At 63.2% G+C, this 14,649-nt stretch carries 14 protein-coding genes; 7 read left to right on the top strand and 7 right to left on the bottom strand.

Annotated elements, in window-relative coordinates:
- Nucleotides 1-149 precede the first annotated feature (149 nt).
- Entirely contained in the window at nucleotides 150-1,265 is a 1,116-nt protein-coding gene (locus FQV39_RS15105) for a redoxin domain-containing protein (protein WP_149131043.1), read from the bottom strand.
- Nucleotides 1,266-1,581: 316 nt separating this feature from the next.
- Here FQV39_RS15105 and FQV39_RS15100 point away from each other — a divergent pair, with 316 nt between their 5' ends.
- From FQV39_RS15100 to FQV39_RS15090, 3 genes are read left to right on the top strand one after another with little or no spacing between them, the layout of a single operon-like run.
- A complete protein-coding gene (locus tag FQV39_RS15100; protein WP_149131042.1) occupies nucleotides 1,582-2,793 on the top strand; it encodes an epoxide hydrolase family protein in 1,212 nt (403 codons plus the stop codon).
- Nucleotides 2,794-2,820: 27 nt separating this feature from the next.
- Entirely contained in the window at nucleotides 2,821-3,234 is a 414-nt protein-coding gene (locus FQV39_RS15095) for an organic hydroperoxide resistance protein (RefSeq protein ID WP_149131041.1), read from the top strand.
- A gap of 19 nt (nucleotides 3,235-3,253) precedes the next feature.
- Nucleotides 3,254-4,030, top strand: a complete 777-nt coding sequence (locus FQV39_RS15090; RefSeq protein ID WP_149131040.1) for an alpha/beta fold hydrolase — start codon at nucleotides 3,254-3,256, stop codon at nucleotides 4,028-4,030.
- A gap of 290 nt (nucleotides 4,031-4,320) precedes the next feature.
- Here the strand turns inward: FQV39_RS15090 and FQV39_RS15085 are convergent, their stop codons facing one another.
- Complete coding sequence (locus FQV39_RS15085) at nucleotides 4,321-4,854, bottom strand: cytochrome P460 family protein (protein ID WP_149131039.1); 534 nt, start codon at nucleotides 4,852-4,854, stop codon at nucleotides 4,321-4,323.
- 54 nt (nucleotides 4,855-4,908) lie between these two features.
- Nucleotides 4,909-5,952: an alpha/beta fold hydrolase gene (locus FQV39_RS15080; protein WP_149131038.1), complete on the bottom strand. Its 1,044-nt coding sequence runs from the start codon at nucleotides 5,950-5,952 to the stop codon at nucleotides 4,909-4,911.
- Between the two features lie 246 nt (nucleotides 5,953-6,198).
- Between FQV39_RS15080 and FQV39_RS15075 the strand changes: the two genes are divergently transcribed.
- Nucleotides 6,199-6,672, top strand: a complete 474-nt coding sequence (locus FQV39_RS15075; protein ID WP_248313019.1) for a DUF1348 family protein — start codon at nucleotides 6,199-6,201, stop codon at nucleotides 6,670-6,672.
- On the opposite strand, the gene FQV39_RS15070 is transcribed toward FQV39_RS15075, so the two are convergent.
- Nucleotides 6,661-7,944 carry an MFS transporter gene (locus tag FQV39_RS15070; RefSeq protein WP_282570336.1) on the bottom strand — a complete coding sequence of 428 codons (1,284 nt, stop codon included), beginning with the start codon at nucleotides 7,942-7,944 and terminating at the stop codon, nucleotides 6,661-6,663. The two genes, FQV39_RS15075 and FQV39_RS15070, sit on opposite strands and share 12 nt — an antisense overlap.
- Complete coding sequence (locus tag FQV39_RS15065) at nucleotides 7,944-9,572, bottom strand: ABC-F family ATP-binding cassette domain-containing protein (RefSeq protein WP_149133859.1); 1,629 nt, start codon at nucleotides 9,570-9,572, stop codon at nucleotides 7,944-7,946. The genes FQV39_RS15070 and FQV39_RS15065 overlap by 1 nt, the downstream gene beginning before the upstream one ends.
- A gap of 63 nt (nucleotides 9,573-9,635) precedes the next feature.
- Here FQV39_RS15065 and FQV39_RS15060 point away from each other — a divergent pair, with 63 nt between their 5' ends.
- From FQV39_RS15060 to FQV39_RS15050, 3 genes are all read left to right on the top strand, one after another.
- Nucleotides 9,636-10,304 (top strand): TetR/AcrR family transcriptional regulator, encoded by a 669-nt coding sequence (locus tag FQV39_RS15060; protein ID WP_149131036.1) that lies wholly within the window; start codon nucleotides 9,636-9,638, stop codon nucleotides 10,302-10,304.
- Between the two features lie 78 nt (nucleotides 10,305-10,382).
- A complete protein-coding gene (locus tag FQV39_RS15055; protein WP_248313017.1) occupies nucleotides 10,383-10,913 on the top strand; it encodes a TetR/AcrR family transcriptional regulator in 531 nt (176 codons plus the stop codon).
- 51 nt (nucleotides 10,914-10,964) lie between these two features.
- Nucleotides 10,965-11,927: a quinone oxidoreductase family protein gene (locus FQV39_RS15050; protein WP_149131034.1), complete on the top strand. Its 963-nt coding sequence runs from the start codon at nucleotides 10,965-10,967 to the stop codon at nucleotides 11,925-11,927.
- A 150-nt stretch (nucleotides 11,928-12,077) separates the two neighbouring features.
- Here the strand turns inward: FQV39_RS15050 and FQV39_RS15045 are convergent, their stop codons facing one another.
- On the bottom strand, nucleotides 12,078-12,302 hold the full coding sequence (locus FQV39_RS15045) for a cupin domain-containing protein (RefSeq protein WP_248313016.1): 225 nt from the start codon (nucleotides 12,300-12,302) through the stop codon (nucleotides 12,078-12,080).
- 90 nt (nucleotides 12,303-12,392) lie between these two features.
- On the bottom strand, nucleotides 12,393-14,129 hold the full coding sequence (gene poxB, locus FQV39_RS15040) for a ubiquinone-dependent pyruvate dehydrogenase (RefSeq protein ID WP_149131033.1): 1,737 nt from the start codon (nucleotides 14,127-14,129) through the stop codon (nucleotides 12,393-12,395).
- Nucleotides 14,130-14,649: the final 520 nt, after the last annotated feature.

The raw sequence follows: 14,649 nt of genomic DNA, 5'->3' as shown, positions 1-14,649 counted from the left end.
ACCCTCTCGATAAGGTGCGCCCGAAACCGCGCGATCTGGCAGTTATCAAGCACGTGCGTATCATGAGCTGGTCCGTAGCACAGCTCATGACATTCTGGAACTATCGTTCAAGAAATACAGGCAATGTTCTAGCGACAGTCCGATTGAGGTCAGCCGAATGTGAAGACATATGCCCGGGCGCCTGGGCGCGAAAATTCAATGGAAATCGTGCGATCGGCGATTTCGCCCGCTTGTCGGACCAGTTGATAAAGGCGGTCTTCCTTGACCTCGCCCCAGCCATCCGCGTCGACATCAACGCCGCGATTCACGCCCAGTGCGACGCCGTCGATGGTGACACGATAGCGGATCGGCTTCCCATCGCCTGCGCCGCCGAGGACAAGATGAGCATCGCGCGCGTGAAAGCGGAACCGGATGGCACCGCGGCTACTATCAAGCGTGGCGAACTCCGTCCCTATCGTCCATTGCCCGGCAATGTCCCAGTGATTGAGCGGGAGCCCAGGAGCAGCTGCATAGTCCCGAGACAAATCTCGGTCCACCCCGCCAGGGGATGCAAAGCGCTCCGCCTTGCCGTACCCCAAATAGGATTCCGGCGATCGAAGATTATTCCAGTCGGCCTCGGCTTCAATGCCAGCGCCGGTAGCGGGCGCCAAGGGTATGTTGGAAAGGTCCTGTCCTGCTTCGGCGAGGAGGATGCGAATGAACTGCTCCACTTCCGCATACTTCCCTTCGCCAACTCGGTAGCCCCGCATGCGACCATCGGCGTCGATAAAATAAAACCCGGGCCAACCTTCGTTAGCGAAGCTTTGCCAGACGGAATAATTGTTGTCCTGAAGGCTCGGATACGCGACGCCGAGCTGTTTGGAAGCAAGTTGCACCCTCGCGGCGTCGCGCTCGAATTGAAATTCGGGCGCGTGGACGCCCACAACGGCGAGCCCTTTGCTCGCATATCGCTCGTTCCACGAGCGCAGATGCGGCAGCGCCCGCAGCGAGTTGATGCACGAGTATGTCCAGAAATTAACGAGGACGACCTTACCCCGCAGCGCCAGCGGACCGCCGGGAACGGCAGCAAGCCAAGGCTTTGCCCTTTGCAGCACTGACAAGGGGCTCGCGGTAGCACCAATCGGCGAGGATCTGATGGCGGCAGAGCCGAGCGCTCCAAATCCGAAGCCCGGGCCGATGATGGCGCCCGTCAGGCCAACCGCCGCCGAGGCGCCACCCGCCAGGAGAGTGGCCGTCACAAAACCGATTGTGTGGCTCTGAGCCATGATGGTGAACCTTGCGACGAGACGGTATCTCGGCTCGCAGTCTGGAGGTTGTCTCCGCTCGCTTCATGTTATGGCACGATGACCCGTGTTAGTTCCTGGCAGGGCGAGCTGATCGCCGATCGCAATCGAACGCTCAGCGCCGACCTCATCAGCTTCGTGACACGCTAACGCTCCATCATCGAACCTAACGGGCGCCGCGCCGCCGCGTCCTTAATCTGGGATCAGTTCGGATTCCCGATTGAGGAGAAAGTACGTGCACGAGACATTTTCGACATCGCGTCGCCAGCTCATAGCGGGTGCAGCACTCGCGGGAGTCATGAGCGCGCTTCCCTCGGTCGCAAACGCTCAGGCAACCGTCGGCAACGTGATCAGGCCGTTCAAGGTCGCGGTTCCGGAGGCGGACATCGCCGCGATGAAGCGCCGTGTTACCGAGACCCGATGGGCCGATGCCGAGCCTGCTTCCGACGACAACCAGGGCGTACGCCGCCAAACCCTTGAGCCTTTGCTGCGGTATTGGGCGACCGACTACGACTGGCGCAAGGTCGAGACGCAGCTCAATGGGTTGCCGATGTTCCTCACTGAGATCGACGGCCTGGACATCCATTTCATCCATGTCCGCTCGCGCCACGAAAATGCGCTGCCGATGATCCTGACCCATGGCTGGCCGGGCTCGGTGCTCGAATTCCTGAAGGTTATCGATCCGCTGACCAATCCGACGGCGCATGGGGGCACCGCCGACGACGCTTTCCATCTCGTCATCCCCTCGATCCCGGGTTTCGGCTTCTCGGCGAAGCCGTCGAAGCTGGGCTGGGGATCGGATCAGATCGGGCGTGCCTGGTCGGTCCTGATGCGGCGCCTGGGCTACGATGCGTATGTGAGCCAGGGTGGCGATTGCGGCTCGGTGATCTCCCAGCGTATGGCGCTGCAACATGTGCCCGGCCTTCTCGCTATTCACCTGAATATGCCTGCGGTGGTGCCGGCCGATATCGCAAAGACCCTGGCGGCAGGCGATCCGGCTCCCGCCGGCTTGTCGCCCAAGGAACGCACAGCATTCGATCAGCTGGAGGCGTTCTATCGCGACAACTCCGCCTATGCGGCGATGATGAACACCCGGCCCCAGACCATCGGCTACGCGCTGGTCGACTCCCCGGTCGGCATGGCGGCCTGGATGTATGAGAAGATCGCCCAGTGGACCTATAGCGGCGGCCAGCCCGAGCGCGTCCTGACGCGCGACGAAATCGTCGACGACATCGCGCTCTATTGGCTGAGCGGCACCGGCGCGTCGGCTGCCCGGATCTATTGGGAAGATCATTCCAATAACTTCAATGCGCGCGGCCTCATCGACCTGCCCGTCGCCGTCAGCGTGTTCCCGGGCGAGATCTTCCGCGCGCCGAAGAGCTGGGCGGAGCGCTGCTACAAGAACCTCGTCTACTTCAACGAAGCGAGCAATGGCGGCCATTTCGCCGCCTGGGAGCAGCCGCAGATCTTCGCGGAGGAAGTGCGGACCGCGTTCCGCCCGTTCCGGTGACCCCTAGCCACGTGAAGGAAAACCACCATGTCAGATACCAAGACCCTGTACACCGCCAAGGTCCATGTCGTCGGTGGCAGCGAAGGCAGCGCCCGTAGCGCGGACGGCCGCCTCGACGTCAAGCTTGCGCCGCCCGGCGACCGCGGTGAGGGCACCAACCCCGAACAGCTCTTCGCTGCCGGCTGGTCCGCCTGCTTCGAAGGCGCGATGGCGATCGCCGCCAAGGCGAAGGGCGTGACCCTTCCGGCGGACGTTGCCATCGATGCCGAGGTCGAGCTCCGGCACGGAGATGACGGCTACTCGCTCGCCGCACGCCTGAACGTCAGCGCTCCCGGTGTCGCCCCCGAGGTCGCCCGCCAGATCATCGAGGTCGCGCATCGGACCTGCCCATATTCGAAGGCGATCAAGGGCAATATCGACGCCGTCGTCTCCCTCGTCTGAGCAGCCGTTGGAGATTGAAATGAAGAAGCTCATCGCTGGCGGGCTGATGCTTGCCGCCCAACTGATCGCTCCGATAGCGCAGGCACAGCCTACCAAGCCAACAGTCGTGCTCGTCCACGGAGCGTTTGCGGATTCGTCGAGCTGGAATGGCGTGATCGCCATCCTCGAACGGGATGGCTATAAGGTCGTCGCGGCCGCGAATCCGCTCCGCGGCGTCCGCGCCGATGCCGATGCCGTCGCGGATGTCGTGAAAGGCATCGAGGGCCCGGTCATTCTCGTGGGGCACTCCTATGGCGGCTCCGTGATCAGCGAGGCCGGGGAGGGGCGTCCGAACGTCAAGGCGCTGGTCTACGTTGCCGCCTTTGCGCCCGAGACTGGCGAGACTGCGATCGGATTGACCGGGAAGTTCCCGGGAAGCAGCCTGGGCGGGGCGCTCGCTCCGCCGGTCAAGCTGACGTCGGGCGGGAACGACCTCTACATCCAGCAGTCGCGCTTTCCCCAGCAGTTCGCTGCAGACGTGCCTGTCGCACAGGCGCGTCTCATGGCGGCCGGCCAGCGGCCGATCGCGGAAGCCGCCCTTTCGGAAGCTTCGACGGCGCCCGCCTGGAAGAGCGTGCCGTCGTGGTTCATCTACGGTTCGAAGGACAGGAACATTCCGCCTGCCGCGATGAGCTTCATGGCCGAGCGCGCCAGGTCGCGACAGACAGTGGAGATCAAGGGGGCGTCACACGTCGTGATGGTCTCGCATGCGCCCGCCGTGGCCACGCTGATCGAGAAGGCGGCGACCGCGCAATAAGGGCAGCCTTCCGCCGCGTGGCGCGTCCCCCGGGGGAATGACGGAAATTGCGGCCGGCTACGCTGTCGTGTAGCCGGCCGCAATCGTTTGGAACTTTGCAACGGGGCTGCCATCTGGCGCAGGGCGCGAGAACAATTGTCCCTGGGCGCGAATGCCGAACGCGGCGATATCGCTGCGATCGAGGCGCCACTCAAGCGTCCGAAAGGCAAAGAGGAGCCAGGCCGCGAGATGCGCGGACTGGCCCTTGCGGGACGTCCCCGGTGGGTGGCGGGAGAGCCGACTCGCCGGCGTCAGTGCGAGTAGTCGGTGAAGACGTAATCCGCGTTGGCTTCGAGCTTTTGCAGCTTCGCATGGCAGGCGAAGCAGGACTGCACGACGGCAGGGTTCTTCGTCGGCAAGCCGTTCTCGAACTGGCCGTAGCCCCAGCCTGCAGTCTCGGCGTAACGCTTGGAATCCTTCACGCTGACCTGCACATTCGTCGGCGGACCCGCCACGAAGGACTGCGGAGCCGGGAAGACGGAGTCGTTGCGCGGGGACGACTGGTATCGCCATGCCAGCCGCGCGATGATCGCACCATCCGGGAAGGGCCGCATGTTCTCCCTGTAAGCCTTGATCGCGATCTCGTTGCCGAGGATGGCGCGGATATCGTTGTTCTGCCCGTTTTCCTGGGCGACGCTGATGAGCTTCCAATCCCGGTAGCCTTCCGGAAGCTTCACGCCGTAGATTGGCGAGCCCAGCTCGTCCGGGGACTGGGCCGAGACATAGGCGGCAAGGCCCGCCGAAATCGCGACGAAGGCGAGGGCGCGGGCGATCGTTTTCTTCATGGCATCCTCCTGAAAGCGGACGTGGCGCGCCGCACATGGCGGCGCGCCGAGCGCTCATCCCGCCAGCTTGTCGACGTCGAGGACGGCCTGTGCGAAGGCGGCCGGTGCTTCCTGAGGCAGGTTGTGGCCGATCCCGCCGGTGATGAGCCGATGTTCGTAGGGGCCGGTGAACTTCGCCCGATACGCTGCGGGAGCAGGATGAGGCGCGCCGTTCGTATCACCCTCCATAGTGATGGAAGGGACTGTCACGGGAGGGGCCGCCGCCAACTTGGCTTCGAGCTCGTCATACTTCCTCTCGCCATCCGCGAGACCCAACCGCCAGCGATAGTTGTGGATCACGATGGCAACGTGATCGGGGTTCAGGAAGGACGCCGCCGTGCGGTCGAAAGTCGCCCCGTCGAACTTCCATTGCGGCGAGGCCAACTGCCAGATCAGGCGGTTGAAGGCGTCGGTATTCGCCGCGTAGCCGGCTTTGCCCCGCTCCGTGGCGAAGTAGAACTGGTACCACCATTGCAGCTCCGCATCGGGCGGCAGGGGCTTTGCGTTGGCCGCCTGGCTGCCGATCAGATAGCCGCTGACCGACACGAGGGCCTTGCAGCGCTCCGGCCACTGGACAGCCATGATATCGGCGGTCCGCGCGCCCCAGTCGAAGCCGGCCACGATCGCCCTCTGGATGCCGAGCGCATCCATCAGCTCGATCCCGTCAGCCGCCAGAGCGGCTTGCTGCGCATTGCGCGGGGTCGATGCGGAGCGAAAGACGGTCGAACCATGGCCACGCAGGTGCGGAATGATCACGCGATAGCCCTTGGCCGCAAGCCGTGGGGCGACCTCGGTGTATGCGTGAATGTCGTAGGGCCACCCATGGAACAGCAGGATCGGCGCTCCGGTGGCCGGGCCCATCTCGGCATAGCCGATGCTGAGGACGCCAGCGTCCACCTGCCTGATCGGCCCGAGCGACCCGACGGGGCGCGACGGCGCCGGATGCGAGGACGGTGTCTGGGCGGCGGCGCTGCCGGCGACGAACGTCGCAGCCGCAGCCGCCGCGAATTGTACGAATTCGCGGCGGTGGGGATCGGCGATGTCACGCTGTTCGGTCATGGTTTCTCTCCATTGCAAAGCGATCGGCAATGGCAAAATGGATACGCCCGCCTCCTCGCACGCGCCTGTTAATCGCTGTGATGCCGTGCGAGCGACGCGCGGGCGCGTCCGTCTTCGCCGCGGCGAGGGGGAGAGGCCGCGCTTGGAGGAACTAACAGGAGCTAACTGGAGGAGAGCCCGGAACGCGTCATCATGACCGGACAAGCGCTGACGACTTCGAGATCATCTGGAAGTCGGGAGTAGTGCTTGGCAAAAAATGTTACGGAAATCAATATGTTGCGATTGAGCCGGGCCATGCAGCAGCGGGTCCGCGACGCCGAAAGCGCCTGGAACACGGGTGACTCCGACAGGCTCGTCTTGAGCAACACGATCGATTGCCAATGGCGCAATCGCGTTGATTTTCTATGGGGCCGCGAGCAAATCCGGCTCTACATCGAACGCCAGCTCAGGCGAGAGATGGACCGCCGGCTGATCCTGGAGCCTTGGGCGGAAACGGACAGGCGGCTGTCGCTTCGCTTCGCCGCCGAGTTTCGCAATGACAGCGGCGCGTGGCTCAGGGTGCACGGCAGCGAGGAGATGGAGTTCAGCGAATCTGGCCTCATCGCTCGTCGCTTTACCTCGGCCAACGAACAGGCAATCCAGGAACGCGACCGAATGCTGCACTGGGCCGCAGGTCCCCGACCCAAAGACCATCCCTCGCTCTCCGAACTAGGCCTCTGATCGAGCCGCGCTGGCGATCGCGGTTCGCTCTGTGCCTTGGCTTTCCCCGCTGTCGCCCGTCAGCAGGTCGATGCCGCGCGTTTCTCGCAGCCGAACCACGACGATCAGCACCATTGCATATGAACCCGCAACATAGAGGCCGATCGCCTGGCTGAAGCCGAGGGCGCTGATGCTGCTTCCGACCGCGATAGGCGTGATCCCCGCGAAGCCACGCCCGATATTGTAGCAGAATCCCAATCCCGATCCGCGCAGGGACGTCGGGTAGAGTTCGGTAAGGACGGGGCCGACCGTGCTGTAGATTCCGAGGGCGAACAGGCCCAGCACCGGGGTGAGCACCAGAAGCGCATGGGTCGAAAGCTGAAATTGAGTGGCTGCCAGCACGGTAACGATGCCAGCGAGCGCGAATGCTCCCAAAGTCAACCGTCGTCCCGCGAAATCGGTCAGCCAGGCGCCGAGCGCGTATCCCAGGAGAGAGCCGCCGATCAGTGCGGTGGTATGAACGCCAGTCTCCGCGGTCGTCAGCCCCCGTTCCACGCGCAGCATGGTCGGCCACCATGTCGCGATGGCCCAATACCCACCATGCATACCCGTCGCGAGCATGCTGCCTTTCACGGTGCTGGGCCAGACCTCTCGTGAGAAGATCCTGTGCCAGCTCTGCCGTTGCCGTGTCGCCGCAAAAGCGGGTGAATCCTGCATATTTTTTCGAACCAGGAGCAACGCCAGGGCCGGAAGGAGGGCCACGAAGAAGACGACCCGCCAGCCGATTTCAGGCGGCAGCCATGCGACGGCGATGGCCACCGTTGCAGCCGCCAGGCCCCAGCCGACGGCCCAGGCGCTCTGCAGCGTGCCGAGGATACGGCCGCGAGTGGCGGGAGGTGCGATCTCGCTCATGAACACGACGCCGACAGCCCACTCCGCGCCGAAGCCGATGCCCTGGATCAACCGTGCGAGGAGAAGCTCGTCATAATCGCGGGCGAGGCCGCACAGCAGCGTGGATGCCGCCACCCAAATGATCGTGCCGCGAAGGACCCTGATGCGGCCGATGCGGTCGGACAGGGAACCGGCGAGCCAGCCTCCGAGGGCGCCGGAAATCAGGGCAGCCGACGCCAGCAGCCCGGCGCCCGAGGGAGTCAGCCCCCATAGCGCCAGGAGCGTAGGCAGGATGAAAGCGTAAAGCTGAACATTCATCGCATCGATGGTGAAGCCCGCATAGGAGCTCCAGAACGCCCTGCGCCCCGTCCCATCGAGCGATCGAAACCAGACAGGTCGCATCATCGGAATTTCTCCAGCCCATCCTCGAGGCCTCTGCGATGGGCGGTGATCGCATCGAGATCAACGATGCGCTGGATGGAGATATTGCGGAGGAAGGTCCCATCGTGGCTGACAACCAGCAATGCACCGTCATATGTCGCGAGGGCCGCCTCGATGGCAGTCACGGACTCGATATCGAGATGGTTGGTGGGCTCGTCGAGAATGAGGAACTGCGGCGGTCTCGGGCCGCCCAGACGGCAGGCGAGGCCCGCCCTCAGCATCTGCCCTCCGCTCAGCGTACCGACGGTCTGCAAGGCGGCGTCGGCGCGAAACAGGAAGCTGGCGAGAGCGGATCTGCACATGTTCTCGTTCGCCTCCGGGTTGAGAACGCGGAAGTTCGCGAGAATCGATCGCGCGGGGTCCAGGAAGGACACCTGCTGATCGACCATGACCGTCGGAGTCCCCACGCGCACTTGACCCGCGAGTGGCGTGAGGGCGCCCGAGACAACCTTCAATACGGTGCTCTTTCCGATACCGTTGCGGCCGGCGAGGGCGACGCGTTCCGGCCCAACGATTGTGAGTTCGAGGCCCTCCAGGAGGGGGCGTTCCCGTTCGTATCCCGCAGCGACGGCGAGCAGCTCGAGGACCCGTCGATCAGCGTGCAGCCCGGTCGGGGGCAGGGCGATCGATAGCCGCTGAAGCACCTCCATTTTCGCCTGCGCGGCCGTGACTGCTTCCGCGGCCTGCACCGAAAGTTTCTCGTTGAGACGAGCGCCGCTGCCGCCGCTGGCTTGGGCCGCATTCTTGCGTGCGCCTGTCAGGATGCGCGGTATGTCGCCACGGGCTGCCTTGCGCGATCCCGCGGCATCCCGCCTGGCTTTGCGTTCATTCGCGAGCTGTGCCTTTCGCTCGGTGTCCGCGCGCCTCTTTTGCGCGTCGGCGAGATCGTGCTCGGCAGCTTCGAGCTCGACGGCCTTACGCGCCATGTACTGGCTCCAGTTGCCCCCATACCGCGAAGCCCCGATCGTGGTCAGCTCGATGATGGCGTCCATCTTTTCCAGCAGCTCGCGATCATGGCTTGCCGCGACCAGCCCCATCGTCCACTGATCGACGAAACGGAGCAGGGCTCCTCGACCTTCGCGGTCGAGATTGTTGGTCGGCTCATCCAGAAATATGAAATCGGGTTGTTCGAAAATGGCCGCCGCAAGCCTGGCCCGTGTCTGCTGACCGCCAGACAGCATGCGCAGCAAAGTCGATCCATCGACATCCAGCTCGACCTGGGCGAAAGCTTGCCGCATTCGCTCCTCGAGCGTCCAGTCGGCCTCGCCAAGCTCCTCGACGCTCGCCGTACCGAGCTCCGCCCGCCGCAGCACTGCGAGAGCGTCCCTGACCCCGAAGAGATCGGCGATCGTCGCCTCGACCGCGACCTGTACGTCCTGCCGCATGAGGCAGACCCGGCCGTCGATCGTCACGCTGCCGCCCGCACCGCTGCGTTTGCCGGCAAGAAGCTGGAGCAGCGTGGTCTTGCCAACTCCATTGCGGCCGACAAGTCCGACCCTCTCGCGGCCGAGCTGAAGATCGAGCCCTTTCAGCACGAAACGCCCGTCAGGTGTCGTCCAGCTCAGGTCAGATGCGCTAATCGAGACCATTCGCTCCGAGACCGTCCCTATATAATAGCACTTTAACGTGCTATTATATAGGGAGGAGTTGCGATGCAACCAGCCGGTTTTGCGGGAGCGACGATTGTGAATTCGCGAACGGGGGCAGGGCGACCGACAAAGGCGCAGGCGGCAGCGAAAACCGAGGCCCTTCTGGACATTGCGAGGGCGCTCTTCTGCGAGCGCGGCTATGCAGGCGCGTCGATCGACGAGATCGCGGATACGCTGAAATGGTCGAAGCACACTGTCTACAACCGCTTTCCCAATAAGCTTGCATTGCTCGAAGCGGTCGTCGATCGGGATGTCGAACGCTTCAAGCGATCGATGCGCGATGCCGGCGGAGCGTCCGGGGATCCCATTGACGCGTTGCAATCGATAGCCCGCGCATATTTCGGCTTCTCGTCGTCTCCCAGCTACTCGGCCTTGTACTCCGCCGTCGCGCTGGAGGCAGCGACTTCATCGCATTTGCGGCAAAAGCTCATGGAATGGGCGACGACCTCTCTCGAGCCTTTGCGCCGGGCGATCGAAGCGGCCACGCCCCGTTCGGGCTGGAACGCAAGAACCGTCGAGGAAGCCTGTGAGATTCTCATCGATCTGCTCGATGGCGAGGCCAACAGACTGAAGTGGTCAGGAAACTTCGCGAGCGCGGCTGCGGTCGAACATGCCTTTGCGCGGCGGTGGCAGGTTTTCGCTCTGGCTGTCGTGCCGCAAGGGCGCTGGTAAGAAAAATCTTGAACGTTCGGTCAAATATCCTATTTGTGCGGTATGGGCAGAGCGAAAGAGTTCGATGTCGACAATGCGGTGAGCGCGGCCGTGGCGGTGTTCCGGGAGCACGGCTATGAGGGTACGTCGGCCCGGATGCTCGTGGATGCGATGGGTATCGGCCGGCAGAGCATCTACGACACGTTCGGCGACAAATGGGGGCTCTACCGCGCAGCTCTCGCCCAATACTCCGAGAACGAGACCCGAGCCCATCGCGATATGCTCGCCAGCTGCGACCGAGGAATCGACGGGATCCGCGCCATGCTGGACCGCGTGGTCAGCCAGGCCTCGCTCGGTTGCCTCGGGATAGGGTCGATCGTCGAGTTCGGGTGCTCTCAGCCGGACCTCGTGGAAATTCGCGAAACGTTCGGCAGATACCTCAACGAGGCTGTCGTGGAGGCGCTGATTAAAGCGAAAGCTCAAGGTGACGTCGGCACCGGACTGGGAATCTCACAACTCGCTACATTCCTTCTGAGCGCGATTGCAAGCATGCGTATCGCAGCGCGATCGGGCGCCAGCCGCGAACATGTTGCAGCGATCGCCGAACTGACCATACGAGCGCTGAAGTAACCCCTTTTTTGTGACGTTATGGAACGATCATTCAAATAAAAGGAACGCAAGATGAAAACCGCTGTCATGACTGCCGTCGGAGGAACTGATGTTCTGAAGATCGTCGAACGCCCTGATGCAAAGCCCGGCCCGGGAGAGATCGCGGTCGATGTTGCCGCCAGCGGCGTCAACTTTATGGATATCGGCATTCGTCGCGGGATGCTCGAGGTGCCGCTCCCGCACGCGATGGGCGTCGAAGGGGCTGGCAGGATCGTCGAACTCGGCGAAGGAGTGACGGGTCTTACCGTCGGCCAGCGTGTTGCCTGGGTTTATGTCCCCGGCAGCTACGCGGAGCGTGTCGTCGGGCGTGCCACTTCCTTCGTGCCGCTACCGGACTTCATCGACGATCGGACGGCCGCCTCGCTGATGATGCAGGGCCTTACCGCCAGTCATTTTGCCACCGACTTCTATCCGGTGCAGGAGGGAGACATCGCCCTGGTGCATGCCGCAGCCGGCGGCGTCGGCCAGCTCCTCAGCCAAATCATCAAGATGCGCGGCGGGATCGTTATCGGAAGGGTGTCGAGCGAAGCCAAAGTCGCGGCAGCGAAGGCTGCAGGCGCGGATCATGTGATCGTTGATGCGGAGGGGGCTTTCGCTGAAGAAGCAATCCGGTTGTCGGGAGGCGAAGGCGTCCATGTCGTCTTCGATGGATCGGGGCCCGCGACTTTTGAAGGTTCGCTGGCTGCGCTCCGCCGCTCGGGCACCTTCTGCTGGTTCGGCCCCGTCTTGGGCTCGCAGACTACGGTGCCGATCATGTCGCTGCCCAAGAGCATCAAGCTCGGATACGCCGTCTTCTTCGACCATATTTACACGCCCGAGCTGCTGCGCTCCCGCACATTGCGACTGTTCGAATGGGTTCGCGAAGGGCGGCTGCGCATTTCTCCCGCTACCAGCTTTGCACTGTCCGAAGTCGAAACTGCCCATTCTGCGATCGAGAGCCGCGCAACGACAGGGAAGCTGCTGCTTATCCCCTGACGCCATTGGGGCCAATCGCCGTTGGTCTTCGTTTGTCCTCGCGCGCCGATCGGGTGCGATGGCGGCGGGACTCGGATGCGGTAAAGGCGATCGGGAGGCGAGATGAGGCAGTCCTGCAGCGGAAAACCCGCGCGCCTCCTTTGATGGGGCTCAGGCTGCAGGCGACCGCGCTCCGGGGATCGCGAAACGCGGCCGGCGTCGCAGCTTCTCGGCAGTCTGGCGCGGAAGGTGGAGATTGGCCGCGAGCACATCGACGGGGTTGGAGGCGAGCCATGACGAGAGGTCGTTCGCCTCGTAATGCCCGTTGAGCTCGCCTTCATCGAGGGCTGACGGGCTTCTGTGCCTTCTAAGCCGTCGTGGAGCGAGGGCGGACATGATCCGCCCTCGCTCTGTCATGTCGCCGCGACCCCGCTGCGCCGGACACCGACACTGGCCTCGTCTGGCGATCGCATATTCAAGGGAGCTTCAGCGCGGCAGCAGATTCTGTTTCGCGAGATCCACGACCTCGTCGCCCCGCCCACTCATGACGGCCCGCAGCGCCCACAGCCCGAAGCCCTTCGCCTGTTCCAGCGAAATGGTCGGCGGTATCGAGAGCTCCTGGGTGGCGGTCACCACGTCGAGGACGGCAGGCCCGTCATGACGAAACATATCCGCGACCGCGCCCGGCAGGTCACCTGGATCCTCCACCCTGGCCGCGTGAATGCCCATGGCTCGCGCCATCGCAGCGAAATCCGGATTCTCCAGATTGGTGCCCAGTTCGACGAAGCCCGCAGCCTTCATTTCCAGCGCAACGAAGCCGAGCGTCCCATTGTTGAAAATGACCACCTTCACCGGCAGCTTCTGCTGCTTGAGAGTGATCAGATCGCCCATCAACATGGTGAAGCCGCCATCGCCCGAGAGCGAGATGATCTGCCGACCGGGTTGTGCCGCCTGGATGCCGATAGCTTGTGGCATGGCATTGGCCATTGATCCGTGCACGAGCGAGCCGACCAGCCGACGCCTGCCGTTCATCATGAGATAGCGCGCGGCCCAGATTGTCGGCGTGCCGACATCGAAGGTGAAGACGGCATCCTGTGCTGCCTGGTCGCTTACGACTTTCGCCAGATATTGCGGATGAATCGGTCTGCGGCCCGGCGTCCCGCGCGCCAATGTGTCGAGGCCTTCCCGCGAGCGCCGGTAGTGGGCGAGACTATCGTCGAGATGCTTCCGGTCCTGCTTCTCGATGAGACGCGGCAGCAGAGCGTCGAGGGTCGCTCCGACATCGCCGACGACGCCGAGATCGAGCTTGCACCGCCGCCCCAGCTGCGACGCCCGGATATCGACTTGCGAGATTGTCACGCCGCTCGGGAGGAACTGCTTGTAAGGAAAGTCGGTGCCCAGCATCAGCAGCAGATCGCAGGCATGCATCGCTGCATAGCCGGAGGAGAACCCTATGAACCCGGTCATTCCGACATCATAGGGATTGTCGTATTCGACATGCTCCTTCCCGCCCAACGCATGCACGATGGGCGCCTTCAGCATCTCCGCGAGCTGCATCAGCTGCCCACGCGCATGCGCGCAACCGCGCCCGCACAAGAGCGTCACCCGCTTCGCGTTGTTGAGCAGGTTGGCAAGGGATTCGACCTGCGCATCGCCAGGCTTGACGATTGGTTGCGGCGGCAGCAGGCCCTCGGCGGGTGCAACGGCGCGCTCGGGCGCCTCCTTCAGCGCGATGTCGCCCGGGATCACGACAACGGCGACGCCACGTTCTCCGACCGCGGCTCGTATGGCGTTCTCCAGCACATAGGGCATTTGGCTCGGGTCTGAGATCGTCTCGCAATAGACGCTGCATTCGCGGAATAGATTCTGCGGGTGCGTTTCCTGGAAGTAGCCGCCACCAATCTCCGCCGACGGAATTTGAGCGGCGATGGCTAGCACTGGCGTACGGCTGCGCTGCGCGTCGTAGAGGCCGTTGATCAGATGGAGATTGCCCGGCCCGCAGGATCCGGCGCAGACAGCGAGTTCGCCGGTGATTTGAGATTCACCGGCGGCGGCAAAAGCCGCGACTTCCTCATGTCGCACGTGGACCCATTCGATCGTGCCGGCTTGGCGCAACGCCTCCGTCAGCCCGTTCAGGCTGTCGCCGACCACGCCATAGATCCGCTCGACTCGGGCACGGCCCAACGTTTCGACGATCAGTTCGGCGACGTTGCGTTTCGACATGCTGGGCTCTCCATGGCCAAATCGCAAAGCTGGAGCAAAACGGTATTTGTCTTTCACCCATCCAGAGGAGTGATCTGCCCACACTACAACTGCAGTGAATCTCTTGAGGGGAGCGTGCCACGACGTCGTTTCTCAGACAAAAGACAGAAGCTCTACAGAGAATTCCTCGCAAAACTATCAGCAAGAAGCCGCCGCATCATAGATGCGGCGGCTCAATGCGTCCTGCAAAATGGGCAGAGCAAGACACACTCCGGAATGCGGTGATCATTTGGTCTCGAACGACAACCGCAGACGGATCATTCTCCATGAACAAAAACCGCGCAATATATACGGGGGTATGACCCCGCCTGAAGACACACCGAGGCGTTTCAAAGCCGGATTCCAGTCCCAGATTGAAGGCATCGTTCGGCGCCTTTTTCAGCACCCTAGTCATCGGCTGCCGAGTAGCGTCGCAGGGCTTATCCGTTAGAGGACATTTCCAAAGTCCTGAATGGGCCGTTTTCGATCACAGCGCTAGCGG

The sequence above is a fragment of the Bosea sp. F3-2 genome (assembly GCF_008253865.1).
In the GTDB taxonomy this organism is placed as follows: domain Bacteria; phylum Pseudomonadota; class Alphaproteobacteria; order Rhizobiales; family Beijerinckiaceae; genus Allobosea.
Note: the sequence above shows the minus strand (reverse complement) of the source record. Positions and strands in the feature narration are given on the sequence as shown.

Excerpts from the sequence above, each read along its gene's own strand:
- FQV39_RS15105 (WP_149131043.1), bottom strand. The coding sequence starts at position 1,265 with ATGGCTCAGAGCCACACAATCGGTTTTGTGACGGCCACTCTCCTGGCG.
- FQV39_RS15100 (WP_149131042.1), top strand. The coding sequence starts at position 1,582 with ATGAGCGCGCTTCCCTCGGTCGCAAACGCTCAGGCAACCGTCGGCAAC.
- FQV39_RS15095 (WP_149131041.1), top strand. The coding sequence starts at position 2,821 with ATGTCAGATACCAAGACCCTGTACACCGCCAAGGTCCATGTCGTCGGT.
- FQV39_RS15090 (WP_149131040.1), top strand. The coding sequence starts at position 3,254 with ATGAAGAAGCTCATCGCTGGCGGGCTGATGCTTGCCGCCCAACTGATC.
- FQV39_RS15085 (WP_149131039.1), bottom strand. The coding sequence starts at position 4,854 with ATGAAGAAAACGATCGCCCGCGCCCTCGCCTTCGTCGCGATTTCGGCG.
- FQV39_RS15080 (WP_149131038.1), bottom strand. The coding sequence starts at position 5,952 with ATGACCGAACAGCGTGACATCGCCGATCCCCACCGCCGCGAATTCGTA.
- FQV39_RS15070 (WP_282570336.1), bottom strand. The coding sequence starts at position 7,944 with ATGCGACCTGTCTGGTTTCGATCGCTCGATGGGACGGGGCGCAGGGCG.
- FQV39_RS15065 (WP_149133859.1), bottom strand. The coding sequence starts at position 9,572 with ATGGTCTCGATTAGCGCATCTGACCTGAGCTGGACGACACCTGACGGG.
- FQV39_RS15060 (WP_149131036.1), top strand. The coding sequence starts at position 9,636 with ATGCAACCAGCCGGTTTTGCGGGAGCGACGATTGTGAATTCGCGAACG.
- FQV39_RS15050 (WP_149131034.1), top strand. The coding sequence starts at position 10,965 with ATGAAAACCGCTGTCATGACTGCCGTCGGAGGAACTGATGTTCTGAAG.
- FQV39_RS15045 (WP_248313016.1), bottom strand. The coding sequence starts at position 12,302 with ATGTCCGCCCTCGCTCCACGACGGCTTAGAAGGCACAGAAGCCCGTCA.
- poxB (WP_149131033.1), bottom strand. The coding sequence starts at position 14,129 with ATGTCGAAACGCAACGTCGCCGAACTGATCGTCGAAACGTTGGGCCGT.